Consider the following 15,216-nt stretch of genomic DNA (forward strand, 5'->3'; position numbering starts at 1 on the left):
GCTGTTGCGACGGAAACATTCCCGTAACGAAATGGCCGTCGTCGTGGGGCACGGGTTCACCAACCAGGTCCGCAAACCGTCCGTCGCGCGCATCCTCCACCGGCTGGCGCGGCGACACACGGTAGTCGCGCTCGACTTCCGCGGGCACGGGCGTTCGGGCGGGCGGTGCACCGCCGGGCCTGGCGAGGTGCACGATCTCGACGCCGCGGTCCGGCTCGCGCGCGAGCACGGCCACGACAAGGTCGCGACGCTCGGCTTCTCCATGGGTGGCTCGGTCGCCGTGCTGCACGCGGCGACCGGCGCGCACCGGCCGGACGCCGTAGTCGCGGTCAGCGCCGCGGCACGCTGGTGGACGCGCGACACCGACGCCATGCGCCGCCTGTTCTGGCTCGCCGAACTGCCGCACGGCCGCCTCGTGATGCGTGCCTTGCGCGTCCGCGTCGCACCGCCGACGATCGAGTTGCCGGCCAGTCCCGTCGAAGTCGCGCACCGCATCGCCCCCACCCCCTTACTGCTGGTGCACGGCGACGGGGATCATTACGTGGGCGTGGACCATCCGCTGGCCCTGCGCCGGGCCACCGGTGGTCACGCGGAACTGTGGCTCGAGCACGGCCTGCGCCACGCCGAGACGGCGATGACCCCGGAGCTGGTCGACCGGATGGCGACGTGGCTGGCGGGCCGGTGTGAGGGCCGGACGAGCGAATCGGAGCGAATGGCGGCATGACAGCGAGGGCGACAGAGATGACGAACCCCGGCAGGCCCCGCACCCCGCCCAGGCGGAGACGGCGGACGCGCAAGCTCGTCATCACGTCCGTGGTGATCATCGGCCTGTTGGTGGCCGTCGACTTCGGCGCCGCGGCGGTCTTCGAGTACCAGGTGTCCAAACGTGCCCGCGAGCAGTTCAACCTCACCGACGACCCGGCGGTCAAGGTGCACGGCTTCTCCTTCCTCGCGCAGGCCTTCTCCGGCGAGTACGACCACGTGTCGATCGACGCGAAGGGTGTGCCGGTGCAGGACACGCTGCGCGACCTGGAGGTGCACGTCGACCTGCAGGGCGTGCTCGCGCCGCTCGGCGACCTCCTGTCCGGCTCGCTCAAGGAGGTCGAGGTCCGCGAGGTCGAGGGCCAGGTCCGGGTCAAGGCCTCCGACGTCAGCCGGGCGATCCTGGAGAACAAGAACCCGCTGGTCTCCTCGATCACGAACCTCACCATCGACCCGATCAGCGAGGCGGACGTGCAGTCCGACCCCGACGAGCGCAGCGAGGAGCAGCAGGCGGCCGCCGACCGCGCCCAGGAGCTCGAGGACGACGACGACACGAGGGCGGGCGCGAAGATCTGCGCTTCGGGCGACATCGGTGGCGAGCAGACCGACTTCTGCGCATACGGCTTGATCACGTTGATCGAGGCCGCCAAGGCCAAGTTCACCCCGTCCCGGCTCGAGGTGCGCAACAGCGTGCTCGGCTCCGGCGAGCTGCCCGAGCAGTTCGAGGCCGACATCCTGACCATGCTCACGGTCACCCTCGACCCCGGCGAGCTGCCGTTCACGGTCACGCCCACCGCGGTGAATGTCGAACAGGGCGTACTGTCGGTGAAGGGCAAGGCCTTCGACGTCGTGCTCGGCGGGAGTGGTGAATGACCGGTGCGCTGGTGCTGATCGGCACGCTCGTGCTCGCGAGCTTGGCCGGTCTGGCCCTGCGCGCCCGCAACGGCCGCGTCCGCCAAGCCGCCACCCGTAGCTCCCTGCCCGAGGACGTGCGCCGCGAGCTCGCCCCGGGAGCGGTCACCCTGGTCCAGCTGTCCACCACGTTCTGCACGCCGTGCCGGCAGGCCCGGGTGCTGCTGTCCGACCTCGCCGCGCACACCGAGGGCCTGCACCACACCGAGCTCGACCTCACCGAGCGGCCCGACCTGGCCCGTGCGCTGTCCGTGCGGCGCACGCCGACCACACTCGCGATCGACGGGCACGGCACGGAGCTCCTGCGGATCGGCGGGGTGCCGAGGCGTGAGGCGCTGCTCGACGCGCTCCGCCCGCACCTCGTCACGGCCTGACCTGCGAAAACCAGCCGGCCGAGCCGTCCCACCCAATGGACGCACCTCCCAGGAGCAGGGATCCGGCGGTAGTGTGCTGAACGTGGACACGATGCTGACCAGGCTGCTCACGAGGCGGCGTGCGGTCGACTACTGCCGCGTCGACTCGAGCCTGTGTCTGGCTACTGACTGACGGGCGAACTCCCTTCGGACCTTCGCCCGCGCTGGTTTCCCGGTGCCGATGCCACCAGCCCAGCTGTCGCAGTCAGGAGGTCGTCCATGTCCGCCGGTCCACCCGTCGATCCTCGCGGCCCGCGGTTCGCCGCATGGGTCACCACGGTCGTTCTCGCGGTCGTCCTCGTCACCTCGTGGTGGCCTCTGCTCGCCGCGCAGGCCGTGGTTTTCGCCATCGGCGCGTTCGCGGGGCTGCGGGTCGCCCCGTACTCGCTGCTCTACCGGCGCCTGGTCGCGCCGAGGCTGACGCCGACCGGCGCGCGCGAGGACCAGGCGCCGCTGCGCTTCGCTCAGGGCGTCGGTTTCGGGTTCGCCGTGCTCGGCACGCTCGGCTACGCCCTGGACGTGCCGGCACTCGGCTTGGTGGCGACGGCGTTCGCGCTGGCGGCGGCGTTCCTCAACGCCGCGTTCGCGTTCTGCCTCGGCTGCGAGACGTATCTGCTGATCAAACGAATCACCCCAACGAAGGAGAGAGCGCTCCGATGAGCCGCGAAGACGTGTTGGTCACGGCCGACTGGGCCGAAGAGAACCTCGGGACCGCCGGGGTGGTGTTCGTCGAGGTCGACGAGGACACCTCCGCGTACGACGGCGGCCACATCCCCGGTGCGGTCAGGATCGACTGGAAGAACGAGCTGCAGGACCCGGTACGCCGGGACTTCGTCGACCGGGCCGGCTTCGAGAAGCTGCTGTCCGCCAAGGGAATCGGCAACTCCGACAAGGTCATCCTCTACGGCGGCAACAACAACTGGTTCGCCGCGTACGCGTACTGGTACTTCAAGCTGTACGGCCACGACGCGGTGCAGCTGCTCGACGGCGGCCGCAAGAAGTGGGAGCTCGACGGCCGTCCGCTGTCCACCGACGCCGTGACCCGCGAGGAGACCAGCTACTCCGCCAAGGAGCAGAACACCTCGATCCGCGCGTTCCGGGACGAGGCCGTCGGGGCCATCAACACCAAGAACCTGGTCGACGTCCGCTCGCCCGACGAGTTCTCGGGCAAGCTGCTCGCGCCGGCGCACCTGCCGCAGGAGCAGGCGCAGCGCGCCGGGCACATCCCGTCCGCGATCAACGTGCCGTGGAGCAAGGCGGCGAACGAGGACGGCACGTTCAAGTCCGCCGACGAGCTGCGGGCGCTGTACCAGGAGGCCGGGATCGACGAGTCCAAGGCCACCATCGCGTACTGCCGCATCGGTGAGCGCTCGTCGCACACCTGGTTCGCGCTGCACGAGCTGCTCGACTACCCGGACGTGAAGAACTACGACGGGTCCTGGACGGAGTACGGCTCGCTGGTCGGCGTGCCGGTCGAGATCGGCCCCGGTACCCACTGACGCCCGCTGGGAGGAGAAGACATGAGCGACGGATGCGCCGCGCCGGAGCAGACCGCGGACCTGCCGGCGGGCATCGATCTCGCGAAGGAGATCGTGCTCGGCGGCAAGGTGACCGCGGACGGCACGCCGGTCGGTGGAGCCTACGTACGGCTGCTGGACTCGAGCGGCGAGTTCACCGCGGAGGTCGTGTCCTCAAAGGACGGTGACTTCCGGTTCTTCGCCGCGCCGGGCCGGTGGACCGTGCGCGCGCTGCACCGAAGCGGCAACGGCGAGGCCAGCGTGACGGCCGACGGTCCGGGGCTGCACCCGGTGGCCGTGGTGGTCGGCTGAGCTTTCCGCGCAACGCGGGACGGCCGTGCGGTTCGGCCGTCCCGCGTTCGCATATCCTCGGCCGGGTGGAACTGTTCTGGACCGCCTTGCTGATCATCGCGGCGCTCGCCGCCACCGGGTTTCTCGGCCTGCTGGCCCACCGGCTGCACACGACCCGCGAGTCCGCGCCGGAGGCCGTCGAGGTGGTCGCGTGAGCGAGCCGGAGGGCCCGGTTCCCGGCAGCGGTGACGCGGCGCTGCGCGCGGCGGCCGAGCGGGCCGCCATGACGCGTGAGCGAAACCTGCCGCAATGGCCGGACCTGCCGATCCCGAACGACACGGCGAACCTGCGCGACGGCGCGAACCTGCACGACGCGCTGCTGCCGTTGCTGCCGCTGATCGGCGTGTGGCGCGGCGAGGGCGAGGTCGTGTACCCCACGATCGAGTCGCAGCACTTCGGCCAGCAGGTCACGTTCGCCCACGACGGCCGGCCGTTCGTGTTCTACGAGTCGCGCGCGTGGCTGCTGGACGTGGACGGTCGCGTGATCCGCCCCGCTGCGCGGGAGGTCGGCTGGTGGCGCCCCCAGCCGGACGAGACGATCGAGCTGCTGCTGGCCCACGCGACGGGGATCGTGGAGATCTTCTACGGCGAGCCACGCACGCAGACGTCCTGGGAGCTGGCGACGGACGTGACCATGCGAACGTCGTCGGCGAAGGACGTGGCGGGGGCAAAGCGCCTGTACGGCCTGGTCAACAACGGCGACCTGGCGTACGTGGAGGAACGCGCCATGGTCGGCCAGCCCCTGCAACCGCACACGTCGGCCTACCTCCGCCGAGTCGCCGGCTGACCCGGCCCTCTCGCCCTGGACGCCCGCCCCTCAACTGCCCGCCCATCGAACGCCCGCGCCCGATTTCCCGGCCCCGTGATCCGCGGCCCCCACCCTCACCGGGGGCCACCCCGCCACGCCAGTCTACCGGCGGGGACTGACGAAACGCTGGTCGTGGTTGGGGGTGTGGACAGCTTGGCGGTGTGAATGGTCCATTCGCACCGGGCGGGGTCGGCGCGGTGGTCAGGCGTACTCGGACTCGTACAGGGCGTTGAGCTCGGTGTGCAGCGTGCTCGCGTCCGGCAGCTTCTCGCCGTCCAGCGTGTGCACGCGGGTGATCTTGCGGACGCTCGAGGCAAGGAAGAGTCCCTCCGCCTCCCGCAGCTCGGGCAGCGTCAGCGGCTCCACCTTCGTCACCCAGCCGGCCCGCTCCGCGGCCCGGAACAGCGCGCCCTGGGTCGTCCCGCGCAGGACGCCGCTCGACGGTGGGGTCGTGCGCAGCGTCCGGCCCGTCGCGACGACCACGTTCGACGTCGGGCCCTCCAGCACCGAGCCGTCCGCCCCGATGAAGATCGCCTCCTCGGCGTCGTGCGCCTCCGCGTACCGCAACGCGGCCATGTTCACCGCGTACGACAGCGACTTCGCGCCCAGCAGCAGCCACGGCGCCCGCGCCACGATCTCCGGGTCGTAGCCGCGGTCCAGCGTCACCGCTCGCACGCCGGTCACGCGGTTCCGCAGCGTCTTCTCACCGATCGGCATGCCCATCGCGAACCCGGTCGGCGTGCCGTCGCCGAACTCCGGGCCACGGGTGTACACGAGCTTGAGCGCCATCTCGTCCGGGCCTCGCCACGCGTCCAGCACGACCCGGACGCACCGCTCCCAGGCGGCCCGGTCCGGCGGCGGCAGCTCCAGCATCGCGGCCGAGCGGGCCAGCCGGTCCAGATGTGGGCCCAGCTCGCGTGGTTCGCGGTCCACCACGAGGACGGTCTCGAAGATCCCGTCGCCACGCATCAGGCCGAGGTCGTCCACCCGGATGTGCGCCGCCTCGGGGTCGGCCACTGTTCCATCAAGCATCGCAAGCACCCGCATGCCCGGAAGCCTACTCAGGCCACGCGCCTACGATTCGTGTCGTGGAGACCATGAGGTTGCGCGACATCGACGCGGAACGGGATCAACTGCGGAAGACGCTGCACCGCCGTGGCATGCGCATGACACCGCAGCGCCAGCTGGTCCTCGACGCCCTGCTGGAGCTGGAGCACGCGACCCCCGAGCAGGTGTGCCAGCAGGTTCAGACCCGCACGCCGACGGTCAACATCACCACGATCTACCGCACGCTCGAGCTGCTGGAGAGCCTCGGCATCGTCCGGCACACCCATCTCGGCCACGGCGCGCCCAGCTACTCGGTCCACGAGCACGGGCACGTCCACCTCGTGTGCCACCGGTGCGGCAACGTGATCGAGGCACCGCGCGAGGTCATGGAGGAGCTGCGCGGAACACTGCGTGCCCGCCACGGGTTCGCACTGGATGTCAGCCATCTAGCGTTGTCCGGCACGTGCCGGACCTGCACCGGGGAGAGCTCGTGACCCTCGACCGGCCGGGCGCCGTACCGCCGCCCGAAGGCTCACCGGACCAGCGCGTGCCGTGGCACTACGGCGACCCGTTCGCCGAGCAGCGGGCCGCCGCGCGCAAGGTCGCCGTCGTCGACCGGTCGCACCGGGAGCTGATCGCGGTCACCGGCGAGGAGCGGTTGTCCTGGCTTCATCTCGTGATCTCCCAGCACGTCAGCGAGCTGCCGGCGGACACCGGCACCGAGGCGCTCGTGCTGAACAGCCAGGGCCGGGTCGACGCGCACCTGGTCCTGGCCTACGAAGGGGAGACCGTGTGGCTGGACACCGAGCCCGGGGCGGCCGCCACGGGTGCCCGCGGCGGCAGGGTGGCGCTGCTCGAGTACCTCGAGTCGATGGTGTTCTGGTCGAAGGTGACCCCGCGGGACGCCACCGCGGAGCGGGCCGTGCTGTCGGTCGTCGGGCCGGAGACGCCCGAGCTGCTGACCACTGTCGGCCTGCCGCTGCCCGAGGCCGACTACGGGGTGGCCACCGGCGGTGCCGTCGGCACCGACGTGATCGTGCGGCGGATGCCCTGGCCCGGCGCGCTCGCCGCGGACCTCCTGGTACCGCGCACGTCGCTGGCCGAGTGGTGGGCCCGGCTCACCGAGGCGGGCGCGCGGCCGATGGGCTCGTGGGGCTTCGAGGCCCTGCGGGTCGAGGCCGTGCGGCCGCGGCTCGGCGTGGACACCGACGAGCGCGCGATCCCGCACGAGGTCGGCTGGGTGCACGTGGCCGCGCACGTGGCGAAGGGCTGCTACCGCGGGCAGGAGACGGTGTCGAAGGTGCACAACGTGGGCCGGCCGCCGCGCCGGATGCTGCTGCTGCACTTGGACGGGTCGCCGGAAGTGCTGCCGGAGACCGGAGATCCGGTTGTGCTCGGCGAGAGAACCGTGGGGCGGGTCGGCTCGGTCGCCCGGCATCACGAGCTGGGCCCGATCGCGCTCGCGCTGGTGAAGTACTCCGTGCCGACCGACGCCGAGCTGCTCGCCGGCGTCGACGACCGCGTCGTGCAGGCCGCCATCGACCCCGACTCGGTGCCCGAGTCGACTCCGGGCCTGGGTCGCGAGGCCGCTCGGCGGCTGCGTGGCTGACCAGCGCCCCGCACTACCATCTGCGGCCATGACAGGGACCCTGATCACCGTCGCGCCGACCGGCGCCGAGCACGCGAAGTCGGACGTGCCGAACCTGCCGGTCACCCTCGAGGAGCTCGTCGCCGAGGCCGTGGCATGTGAGGCGGCGGGCGCGGCGATGATCCACGTGCACATCCGCGGCGAGGACGCCGCGCCCACGCTGGATCCGCAGCGCCTGAAGGACACGGTGGCGGCGTTGCGGTCCGAGACGAACCTGGTGGTCCAGCTGTCGACCGGCGGTGCGGTGACCGACCCGGAGGCCCACCGGCTGCGCGTGCTCGACGCGATGCCCGACTCGGCCTCGTGCACGATGGGCACGGTCAACTTCGGCGACGACGTGTTCATGAACCGGTGGGAGTTCATCGTCGAGCTGCACCGGAGGATGCGGGAGCGGCGGATCGTGCCGGAGTACGAGATCTTCGACCTCGGCCAGCTCGCCACGCTGCGCCGGCTGCTGGACCAGCACGGGCCGCCGGCGGGCGGGCACGTACACGTCGATCTGGTGATGGGCGTGCCGGGCGGCATGCCGGGCGACGCGTCGACGTTGGTCGCCGCGGCCCAGGCGATTCCCGAGGGCGCGACGTTCTCCGCGACCGGCGTCGGGCGCACGACGCTGCCGGTGATGCTGGCGTCTCTGTCCGCCGGCGGGCACCTGCGGGTCGGCATGGAGGACACGATCTCGTTCGCGCGCGGCGAGCGGGTGCGGGACAACGCGCAACTGGTGGCACGGGCCGCGGAGCTCGCGTCGCTGGCGCAGCGCCCGCCCCTGTCCGCGGACGAGGTCCGCTCCATGATTCGCGTTGCGGAAAGCAACTGATGCCGCCCGGGTTGGCGACGGACCCCTCGGTACCGGAGGATGGGCGGCGTGATCGAAGTCCGACCAGGTGGCCGCAGGCGAATCGACCGGGTGCTCGCGCCGGACTACGTCGCTGACCTGAACAAGCTGGAGCTGACCGAGGTCCGCGCGCGCCGCGACGACGCCGCGCAGGAGGAGACGGACCTCTCGTACCTGCGCCGGCTGCTGCACGCGCGGATCGACATCGTGAAGGCGGAGCAGCAGCGGCGGGTGGAAGGCGGCTCGAGCTCGGTGGTCGAGCGCCTGGTGGAGATCCTCTCCGACAACGCGGTCGGCCCGGCCCCGGCGGGTTCGGGCCGGCACCAGCCGCTGGAGCCGTCGCGCGCGGAGGCGCACCGCCGGCATGTCGAGGCGCTCGTGTCGGACGCCGACCTGTCGGATGTCGGCTCACTGCCCGCGGAGCGGCTGGACCTGGCGCTGCGGACGTACGCGGCGGAGGAGGCGTCGGTGTCCCAGCGCCGGCGCGAGGTACAGAAGGTCGTGGACCTGCTCAACGACGAGATCGGCAGCCGCTACCGCGCGGGCAGCGCCTCCGTGGACCGCCTGCTGGCCGCCGAACGCGGCGAGGACCCGACCGACTGAAACCGTCATCCACGGGCCCCGGGTTGTCCACAGCCCTTGCGCGACCACCGGTTTCGTCAGCCCTCACCGGTAGACTGGCATCGAGGGTGGCCCCCGGGACAGGGTGGGGCTTACGTTTCTGGCGTTCCGCACGCGCGTGCGCGCGGGTAGTTAGGTGGGCACGAGGTTGCTGAGCGCGCGGTTTGCTCGGATTGCCGGCGTTGGTTAGTTGAAGCGTTCGCGGACGGCCAGGTCGCCCCAGAAGTCCCGCAGGCGCTCGAAGCGGCCGGCGATCTCCTCCACGTCCTCGCGCTCCAGCGCCGCCACGATGGCGTTCACGTCGTCGGCCGACGTGTCCTCCACCAGCTCCTCGTCGTCCAGCAGCTGCACCAGGCCGCCGTAGTCCAGCTCCACCGCCGAGTGCGGGTGGAAGTGCTCCAGCCACCGGCCGGTGTCCTCCAGCACCTTCGTCGGCCCCTGGTCACCCAGCACCCGCTCCGCCAGCGAATGCGCCTTCGCCACCCGCCGCCGCGCGTCGGCCATCGCCACCCGCCAGCAGACCTGCCGGCGCGCGTCCTCGCGGGTCGCCACCTCGAGGTGCCGGTGCGCCGGGTCCACCAGCGTGAACCACGGCAGCGGCACGGTCCACGTCGTCGACACGATGTGCACCGCACCGCCCGGCAGGTCCGAGAGCACCGACGCGGCCTTCTCCCGCACCGAGTCCAGCGACTCGCTCAGCGCCATCTCCCGCAGCGCCGGATGCGACGACGTCAGGAAGCCGACCAGCGCGGCCGCCGCCCGCGCCCGCACGTCCAGCGGGCACACCAGCGGACCCGGACCGACCGTGGCCGCCTCGACGGGAACCTCCGCCGGATCGAGGACGAGCACCTCGCGCAACGCCCGGGGCGACGGGTCGCCGTTCGCGAGTTCGCCGGGCAGCAGCCTCGGCGGCGTGGACAATTGTGATCTGAGCCACATGTCCCGCTCGCGTTCGCCGGCGGCGGCGTAGTCCATGTGACCGAGCTCGAGTGCCTCCCGGTGCCGCTTCGCGACCGGTTCGGAGAACGCGGACAGCGGTTCGTACACCCTGAGGTAGGCGACGAACGGTCGGGGCACGAGAGGCATCGTGTCACGGCATGCCCGAGCCATCGGCCACGGGGCGATCAGGGCACCGAAGTGCCTTTGGCGAACGCCGTGCCCCTTCGCACAGAACCCCGTCGGCACGGTACGGTAGTTACCAGGAACCAAATGTCGAGATCTGCGGGGCCGCCGATTCCCCCGGCCGCCCCGTCACTGTGCGAGGGGGTCGAGCCATGGGGCGCGGCCGGGCGAAGGCTAAGCAGACCAAGGTAGCCCGAGAGCTCAAATACAGCACTCCCCACACGGACTTCGAAGCTCTGCAACGAGAGCTCTCGAACCAGTCCCCAGCGGGCGGCAACGGTGAGGACCGTGTCGACGAGGACGACTTCGAGGACGACGACTACCGTCGTTGATCGTCTGGTTCAGGGGTGGGCCAGGTAGCGCACCTGGTCCGACTTTGCCTTGTCCGACGTCCGACGGGCGTCGGTGACTGCGGGGTACGCCGAGTGCTCCGGCACGCCGACCTCCCACCACGCTCCCGCGTCCGTCCACGAGGACGGGTGGGTGCGGACCACCACGACGGCCACCCGGCCGGCTCGTGCGTGGTCGCGCGCCTGCCGGTACGCCTCCCGCAGGTCCGCGAGGTCCAGTACGGACAGCACGGCAGCGCCGAGCGCGGCCGCGTGCGAGGCGAAGTCCACACGTGGCGGTCGCGTTTGCAGCGTTCGCGCGTCGGCGTACATGTTGTTGAACCCCGGTGCGCCGTTGCCGCGCTGTAGCCGGTCGATCACGGCGTAGCCGTCGTTGTCGCACACGACCGCGACGAAGCCGTGGCCGGCGAACGCGGCCGAGAACAGCTCGGAGTTGAGCATCAGGTACGAGCCGTCGCCGAGCAGCGTCGTGACCACACCGGACGGCCGGGCCGCAGAGAAAGCCATCGCCGCGCCCCACGCCCCGGCGATCTCGTAGCCCATGCACGAGAAGCCGTACTCGACATCCATGCCCGGCTCCGCCCCGCCGGGCGCGCGCCAGCCGCCGATCAGCTCGCCGGGCAGCCCGCCGGACGCGGTCATCACGTAGTCGCCGGGCGCGCTCTCCTCGTTGACCACGCCCACGACCTGCGCGTAGGTCGGCGGGCCGGCCGCGGGCTCGCGGAGCCCGTCGACGTAGGCGTCCCAACGGGACCGCTCGACGCCGGCACGCGCGGTCCACGACGCCGAGATCCGCCACGAGTCGAGCAGGCCGGCGAGCTCGCCGAGTGCCTCGTCCGCGTCCGCCACGAGCGCCAGCGCGCCGTGCTTGACCGCGTCGAACCGCGCGGTGTTGACCGTGACCAGCCGCACGTCCGGCGCGAACACCGACCACGACGCCGTGGTGAAGTCCTGCAACCGGGTGCCGACCGCGAGCACCAGATCGGCCTCGGCGGCGAGCGCGTTGGCCGACGCCGAGCCGGTGATGCCGAGCGGACCCGCGTGCAGCGGATGGTCGTGCGGCACCAGCGTGCGGCCGGCGGTGGTCTCGACCACCGGCACGCCGTGCCGCTCCGCGAACGCGAGCGCGCGGTGCGTGGCCCCGGAGTACCGCACGCCGCCGCCGAGCACCAGCAGCGGGCGGCGCGACGCCGCGACCGCGTCGGCCACCCGGGCCAGCGCGTGCCGGTCCGGCCGCGGCCGCGGCACGTGGTGTACGACCGGCTCGAAGAGAACGTCGGGGAAGTCGAACGCGTCGGCCTGCACGTCCTGCGGCAACGCCAGCGTGACCGGCCCGCAGTCGGCCGGATCGGTGAGCACCCGGGCGACCTGCGGCAGCGTCGCGATCAGCTGCTCGGGTCGGGTGATCCGGTCGAAGTAGCGGCTGACCGCCCGGAACGCGTCGTTGACCGTGGCCGTCGCGTCGTCGAAGTGCTCGACCTGCTGCAGCACCGGGTCCGGCGCGCGGTTGACGAACGTGTCGCCGGGGAGCAGGAGCAGCGGCAACCGGTTGGCGTGCGCGACCCCGGCCGCGGTCACCATGTTCAGCGCACCCGGCCCGATCGAGGACGTGGCGACGCCGACCTGGCGGCGGTGGGTTGCCTTCGCGTAGCCCACCGCCGCCAGCGCCATGCCCTGCTCGTTGTGACCGCGCCACACCGGGAGGTCGGGCTGCTCGGACAGCGCGGTCCCCAGGCCCAGCACGTTGCCGTGCCCGAAGATCGCGAACACACCCGGGAACAGCGGCACCTCCGTGCCGTCCAGCAGCGCGCCGCGCTGCGCGACGAGCCAGCGAACCAGCGCCCGCGCGGCCGTCAACCTCACCGTGCCCACCTCCTCGCCTGCCGGCCTGGAAGGACGCCTTCCGGACGATGAGCGTCCGGAAGGCGTCCTTCCTAGCTGGCGACCTCCCGCAGCTCGTGCTCCAACGCCTCCAGCTCCGCGCCGCCGGCCATCTGCCGGGTCAGCTCCTCGACCGTGATCTCGGACTTCTCCATCGAGCCGAGGCTGCGACCCCGCTTGAGGATCAGGAACCGGTTGCCGACCGGGTAGGCGTGGTGCGGGTTGTGCGTGATCAGCACGACGCCGAGCCCGCGGTCGCGGGCCTGCGCCACGTACCGCAGCACCACGCCGGACTGCTTCACGCCGAGCGCGGCGGTCGGCTCGTCCAGGATCAGCACCTTCGCGCCGAAGTACACCGCACGCGCGATCGCCACGCACTGCCGCTCGCCGCCGGAGAGCGTGCCGACCGGCTGCTCGACATCCCGCAGGTCGATGCCCATCTCGGCGAGCGCCGTGCGCGCGGTCTCCTTGCCCCTGCGGCGATCGAGCCGCTGGAGCGGCCCGACCCCCAGCGTCGGCTCCGAGCCGAGGAAGAAGTTGCGCCACACGCTCATCAGCGGCACCACGGCCAGGTCCTGGTAGACGGTCGCGACGCCGCGCTCGAGCGCTTCGCGCGGCGAGGAGAACCGCACCGGCTCGCCGCTGACCAGGAACTGCCCGGCGTCGTGCTGGTGCACGCCGGCGAGCACCTTGATCAGAGTGGACTTCCCGGCGCCGTTGTCACCGAGCACGCAGGTCACCTCGCCCGCGTTGACCACAGTGGACACTTCGCGCAGCGCGATCACGCTGCCGTAGTTCTTGCCGATGTCCTGGACCTCGATGAGCGCACTGTCTGTTGATGTCACCGCCGGACCCTTTCCGCTCGCCGCCGGAAGGTGTTGTTCACCAGCACCGCGCCCAGCAGCATGATGCCGAGGAAGAGCATGAACCAGTCGCTGTTCCAGTTCGCGAACACGATGCCCTGGCGCGCCATGCCGAAGATCAGGGCGCCGATCGCGGCACCGATGGCCGAGCCGAACCCGCCGGTGAGCAGGCAGCCGCCGATCACCGCCGCGATGATGAACTGGAACTCCAGCCCGATGCCCTGGTTCGCCTGCACGGTCGTGAACCGCAGGATGTTGATCGACCCCACCAGCCACCCGGCCAGCGCGGTGCCCATGAACAGCAGGATCTTCGTCCGCGCCACCGGCACGCCGACCGCCCGCGCGCTCGGCGCCGCCCCGCCGACCGCGAAGATCCAGTTGCCGAACTTGGTGCGCAGCAGGATCCACGCGGCGACCGCGGCGAAGCCCAGCCACCACACGATGGAGATCTGGAAGTTCGTGTCCCCGGTGTCGACCCAGGAGGCGAACACGAAGCCCGCCGACTCGTAGCCCTCCGCGCTGCGCATCCCGCTCACCTGCACCGAGTCGGTGATCAGCCTGGTGACGCCGAGGTTGAGTCCCTGCAGCGCGAGGAACGTGCCGAGCGTGACGATGAAGCTCGGCAGCCCGGTCCGCACCACCAGCCAGCCGTTCAGCGCGCCCACGCCGAGCGCGAACACGAGCGAGAGCAACAGCGCGAGCCACACGTTCAGCCCGACCTGCGTCGCGAAGATCGCCGTGACCAGCGCCGTGGACGCGGTCATCACGCCGGCGGACAGGTCGAACTCGCCGCCGATCATCAGCAGCGCCACGGCGACCGCCATGATGCCCAGCGTCGCGGAGTCGTCCAGCCAGGTCGCGACGCCGCTCAGGGTGAGGAACTTGTCGGCGACGATCGAGAAGAAGACGAACACGACCACGGCGCCGAGCAGCGCGCCGATCTCCGGCCGCACCACCAGCCGGTTCGCCAGCGTGGGTGTGGTCAGTCGCTCGTCGATGGCCGCGGGTTCCGGGTCGGGTTCTACCGTTGTGGTAACCATGTGCCGCTCCTCACCGCGTGCCGCGTTCGGTGTACGGACGCACCAGGTCCGCATTGGACTTGTCGACGAACCCCGGGCCGGTGAGCACGGACTGCCCGCCGCCGAGGGTGTTCCCGTTCTGCCGGTACAGCTTGAGCATCATGATCGGCAGGTAGCCCTGCTGGTACTGCTGCTGGTCCACGGCGAACAGGACGGTGCCGTCCCGGACGGCGTCGACCACGCCCGTGTTCAGGTCGAACGTGGCGATCTGGGCGCTCGAACCGGCGCCCTGCGCGGCGGTCACCGCGCGGTCGGCGACCTGCGATGACAGCGTCAGCACCGAGTCGACGTCGGTGTTGGTCTGCAGCGCGCCCTTGATGCGTGCCTCGATGTCGGTGGGGTTGTTGATGTCCACCTGAAGGTTTTCCACCTCACCGCCGAAACCCTCGCGGGCGCCGTCGCAGCGGTCGTTCAGGCCGGTGTTGCCGGCCTCGTGGATGACGCAGAGCATCTTCGTCTTGCCGGCGTCGGCGAACCGCTCTCCGGCGGCCCGCCCGGCGATCCTCTCGTCCTGGCCGACGTGCGCGATCGCACCGAACTCCCTGCTGCTCTCGGACCCGGAGTTGATCGTGACCACCGGGATGCCGGCGCGCACCGCCGCCACGATGGAGTCCTCGAGCGCGTCGGGGTTCGCCATCGACACCACCAGCCCGGTCTTGCCCTGCGCCACGGCGTTGTCGATGAGCTTGGCCTGCGCGCCCGGGTCGTCGTCGGACACGTAGGTCACCGTGACGCCCAGCTCGCGGCCGGCCGCCTCGGCGCCGTTCTTCACCACACTCCAGAAGGCGTCACCCTCGGCGCCGTGGGTGATGACCGCGAAGTCGAGCGGGGCGTCGGGGTCGAACTCGCCGGCCCGGCCACCACCTCCGCCCGGGGCGGTCTCCGACTCCGCGGTCGGCCCGGTGCACGCGGCGAGCACCATGGCGGTCGCCGTCACCATGGCCGCCAGCGCGGCGGCCAGGAGGTTGGGCTTTCGTCGCCCTCGGTCAGACATCGTCGTCTCCCGT

The 15,216-nt window shown here is 71.5% G+C and carries 19 protein-coding genes; 13 read left to right on the top strand and 6 right to left on the bottom strand.

Annotated elements, in window-relative coordinates:
* Positions 1-31: 31 nt before the first annotated feature.
* The 8 genes from ACRDTB_RS18685 to ACRDTB_RS18720 all read left to right on the top strand — a co-directional run bounded on the left by ACRDTB_RS18685 (position 32) and on the right by ACRDTB_RS18720 (position 4,742).
* Positions 32-724: an alpha/beta hydrolase family protein gene (locus tag ACRDTB_RS18685; protein WP_431431925.1), complete on the top strand. Its 693-nt coding sequence runs from the start codon at positions 32-34 to the stop codon at positions 722-724.
* A gap of 17 nt (positions 725-741) precedes the next feature.
* On the top strand, positions 742-1,635 hold the full coding sequence (locus tag ACRDTB_RS18690; RefSeq protein WP_431431926.1) for an LmeA family phospholipid-binding protein: 894 nt from the start codon (positions 742-744) through the stop codon (positions 1,633-1,635).
* On the top strand, positions 1,632-2,048 hold the full coding sequence (locus ACRDTB_RS18695; protein ID WP_431431928.1) for a TlpA family protein disulfide reductase: 417 nt from the start codon (positions 1,632-1,634) through the stop codon (positions 2,046-2,048). The genes ACRDTB_RS18690 and ACRDTB_RS18695 overlap by 4 nt, the downstream gene beginning before the upstream one ends.
* A gap of 258 nt (positions 2,049-2,306) precedes the next feature.
* A complete protein-coding gene (locus tag ACRDTB_RS18700; RefSeq protein WP_431431930.1) occupies positions 2,307-2,747 on the top strand; it encodes a DUF4395 domain-containing protein in 441 nt (146 codons plus the stop codon).
* The gene (locus ACRDTB_RS18705) at positions 2,744-3,586 is read left to right on the top strand and encodes a sulfurtransferase (protein WP_431431933.1); all 843 of its coding nucleotides are present in this window, start codon (positions 2,744-2,746) and stop codon (positions 3,584-3,586) included. The genes ACRDTB_RS18700 and ACRDTB_RS18705 overlap by 4 nt, the downstream gene beginning before the upstream one ends.
* Before the next feature lie 21 nt (positions 3,587-3,607).
* Positions 3,608-3,916, top strand: a complete 309-nt coding sequence (locus tag ACRDTB_RS18710) for a DUF1416 domain-containing protein (RefSeq protein ID WP_431431935.1) — start codon at positions 3,608-3,610, stop codon at positions 3,914-3,916.
* A gap of 65 nt (positions 3,917-3,981) precedes the next feature.
* The gene (locus tag ACRDTB_RS18715; protein WP_431431936.1) at positions 3,982-4,110 is read left to right on the top strand and encodes a hypothetical protein; all 129 of its coding nucleotides are present in this window, start codon (positions 3,982-3,984) and stop codon (positions 4,108-4,110) included.
* A 68-nt stretch (positions 4,111-4,178) separates the two neighbouring features.
* On the top strand, positions 4,179-4,742 hold the full coding sequence (locus ACRDTB_RS18720; RefSeq protein WP_431431984.1) for an FABP family protein: 564 nt from the start codon (positions 4,179-4,181) through the stop codon (positions 4,740-4,742).
* A gap of 222 nt (positions 4,743-4,964) precedes the next feature.
* On the opposite strand, the gene ACRDTB_RS18725 is transcribed toward ACRDTB_RS18720, so the two are convergent.
* Positions 4,965-5,810, bottom strand: coding sequence for an aminodeoxychorismate lyase (locus ACRDTB_RS18725; protein ID WP_431431938.1), 846 nt, complete (start codon positions 5,808-5,810; stop codon positions 4,965-4,967).
* 50 nt (positions 5,811-5,860) lie between these two features.
* Here ACRDTB_RS18725 and ACRDTB_RS18730 point away from each other — a divergent pair, with 50 nt between their 5' ends.
* From ACRDTB_RS18730 to ACRDTB_RS18745, 4 genes are read left to right on the top strand one after another with little or no spacing between them, the layout of a single operon-like run.
* Positions 5,861-6,304: a Fur family transcriptional regulator gene (locus ACRDTB_RS18730; RefSeq protein WP_431431985.1), complete on the top strand. Its 444-nt coding sequence runs from the start codon at positions 5,861-5,863 to the stop codon at positions 6,302-6,304.
* Positions 6,301-7,419, top strand: a complete 1,119-nt coding sequence (locus tag ACRDTB_RS18735) for a YgfZ/GcvT domain-containing protein (RefSeq protein ID WP_431431940.1) — start codon at positions 6,301-6,303, stop codon at positions 7,417-7,419. The genes ACRDTB_RS18730 and ACRDTB_RS18735 overlap by 4 nt, the downstream gene beginning before the upstream one ends.
* Positions 7,420-7,447: 28 nt before the next feature.
* Positions 7,448-8,275 (top strand): 3-keto-5-aminohexanoate cleavage protein, encoded by an 828-nt coding sequence (locus ACRDTB_RS18740; RefSeq protein ID WP_431431942.1) that lies wholly within the window; start codon positions 7,448-7,450, stop codon positions 8,273-8,275.
* A gap of 48 nt (positions 8,276-8,323) precedes the next feature.
* Entirely contained in the window at positions 8,324-8,896 is a 573-nt protein-coding gene (locus ACRDTB_RS18745) for an aerial mycelium formation protein (RefSeq protein WP_431431944.1), read from the top strand.
* Between the two features lie 204 nt (positions 8,897-9,100).
* On the opposite strand, the gene ACRDTB_RS18750 is transcribed toward ACRDTB_RS18745, so the two are convergent.
* Complete coding sequence (locus ACRDTB_RS18750) at positions 9,101-9,991, bottom strand: hypothetical protein (protein WP_431431946.1); 891 nt, start codon at positions 9,989-9,991, stop codon at positions 9,101-9,103.
* A 197-nt stretch (positions 9,992-10,188) separates the two neighbouring features.
* Between ACRDTB_RS18750 and ACRDTB_RS18755 the strand changes: the two genes are divergently transcribed.
* The gene (locus ACRDTB_RS18755; protein WP_431431948.1) at positions 10,189-10,368 is read left to right on the top strand and encodes a DUF3073 domain-containing protein; all 180 of its coding nucleotides are present in this window, start codon (positions 10,189-10,191) and stop codon (positions 10,366-10,368) included.
* 9 nt (positions 10,369-10,377) lie between these two features.
* Here ACRDTB_RS18755 and iolD read toward each other — a convergent pair whose 3' ends face one another.
* From iolD to ACRDTB_RS18775, 4 genes are all read right to left on the bottom strand, one after another.
* Positions 10,378-12,249 (bottom strand): 3D-(3,5/4)-trihydroxycyclohexane-1,2-dione acylhydrolase (decyclizing), encoded by a 1,872-nt coding sequence (gene iolD, locus ACRDTB_RS18760; protein WP_431431950.1) that lies wholly within the window; start codon positions 12,247-12,249, stop codon positions 10,378-10,380.
* Between the two features lie 71 nt (positions 12,250-12,320).
* On the bottom strand, positions 12,321-13,112 hold the full coding sequence (locus ACRDTB_RS18765; protein WP_431431952.1) for an ATP-binding cassette domain-containing protein: 792 nt from the start codon (positions 13,110-13,112) through the stop codon (positions 12,321-12,323).
* Positions 13,109-14,170 (bottom strand): ABC transporter permease, encoded by a 1,062-nt coding sequence (locus ACRDTB_RS18770; RefSeq protein ID WP_431431954.1) that lies wholly within the window; start codon positions 14,168-14,170, stop codon positions 13,109-13,111. Before ACRDTB_RS18770 ends, ACRDTB_RS18765 begins: the two co-directional genes overlap by 4 nt.
* A 10-nt stretch (positions 14,171-14,180) precedes the next feature.
* Positions 14,181-15,203 (bottom strand): sugar ABC transporter substrate-binding protein, encoded by a 1,023-nt coding sequence (locus tag ACRDTB_RS18775; RefSeq protein WP_431431956.1) that lies wholly within the window; start codon positions 15,201-15,203, stop codon positions 14,181-14,183.
* Positions 15,204-15,216: the final 13 nt, after the last annotated feature.

Origin of the sequence: Actinophytocola sp. (assembly GCF_050699935.1) — a bacterium.
Taxonomy (GTDB): domain Bacteria; phylum Actinomycetota; class Actinomycetes; order Mycobacteriales; family Pseudonocardiaceae; genus Actinophytocola.

What these genes read in the sequence shown, in the direction of transcription:
- ACRDTB_RS18690 (WP_431431926.1), top strand. Translation starts at nt 742, where the DNA reads ATGACGAACCCCGGCAGGCCCCGCACCCCGCCCAGGCGGAGACGGCGG.
- ACRDTB_RS18705 (WP_431431933.1), top strand. Translation starts at nt 2,744, where the DNA reads ATGAGCCGCGAAGACGTGTTGGTCACGGCCGACTGGGCCGAAGAGAAC.
- ACRDTB_RS18700 (WP_431431930.1), top strand. Translation starts at nt 2,307, where the DNA reads ATGTCCGCCGGTCCACCCGTCGATCCTCGCGGCCCGCGGTTCGCCGCA.
- ACRDTB_RS18710 (WP_431431935.1), top strand. Translation starts at nt 3,608, where the DNA reads ATGAGCGACGGATGCGCCGCGCCGGAGCAGACCGCGGACCTGCCGGCG.
- ACRDTB_RS18755 (WP_431431948.1), top strand. Translation starts at nt 10,189, where the DNA reads ATGGGGCGCGGCCGGGCGAAGGCTAAGCAGACCAAGGTAGCCCGAGAG.
- ACRDTB_RS18775 (WP_431431956.1), bottom strand. Translation starts at nt 15,203, where the DNA reads ATGTCTGACCGAGGGCGACGAAAGCCCAACCTCCTGGCCGCCGCGCTG.
- ACRDTB_RS18770 (WP_431431954.1), bottom strand. Translation starts at nt 14,170, where the DNA reads ATGGTTACCACAACGGTAGAACCCGACCCGGAACCCGCGGCCATCGAC.
- ACRDTB_RS18695 (WP_431431928.1), top strand. Translation starts at nt 1,632, where the DNA reads ATGACCGGTGCGCTGGTGCTGATCGGCACGCTCGTGCTCGCGAGCTTG.
- ACRDTB_RS18720 (WP_431431984.1), top strand. Translation starts at nt 4,179, where the DNA reads ATGACGCGTGAGCGAAACCTGCCGCAATGGCCGGACCTGCCGATCCCG.
- ACRDTB_RS18725 (WP_431431938.1), bottom strand. Translation starts at nt 5,810, where the DNA reads ATGCGGGTGCTTGCGATGCTTGATGGAACAGTGGCCGACCCCGAGGCG.
- ACRDTB_RS18730 (WP_431431985.1), top strand. Translation starts at nt 5,861, where the DNA reads ATGAGGTTGCGCGACATCGACGCGGAACGGGATCAACTGCGGAAGACG.
- ACRDTB_RS18740 (WP_431431942.1), top strand. Translation starts at nt 7,448, where the DNA reads ATGACAGGGACCCTGATCACCGTCGCGCCGACCGGCGCCGAGCACGCG.
- ACRDTB_RS18685 (WP_431431925.1), top strand. Translation starts at nt 32, where the DNA reads ATGGCCGTCGTCGTGGGGCACGGGTTCACCAACCAGGTCCGCAAACCG.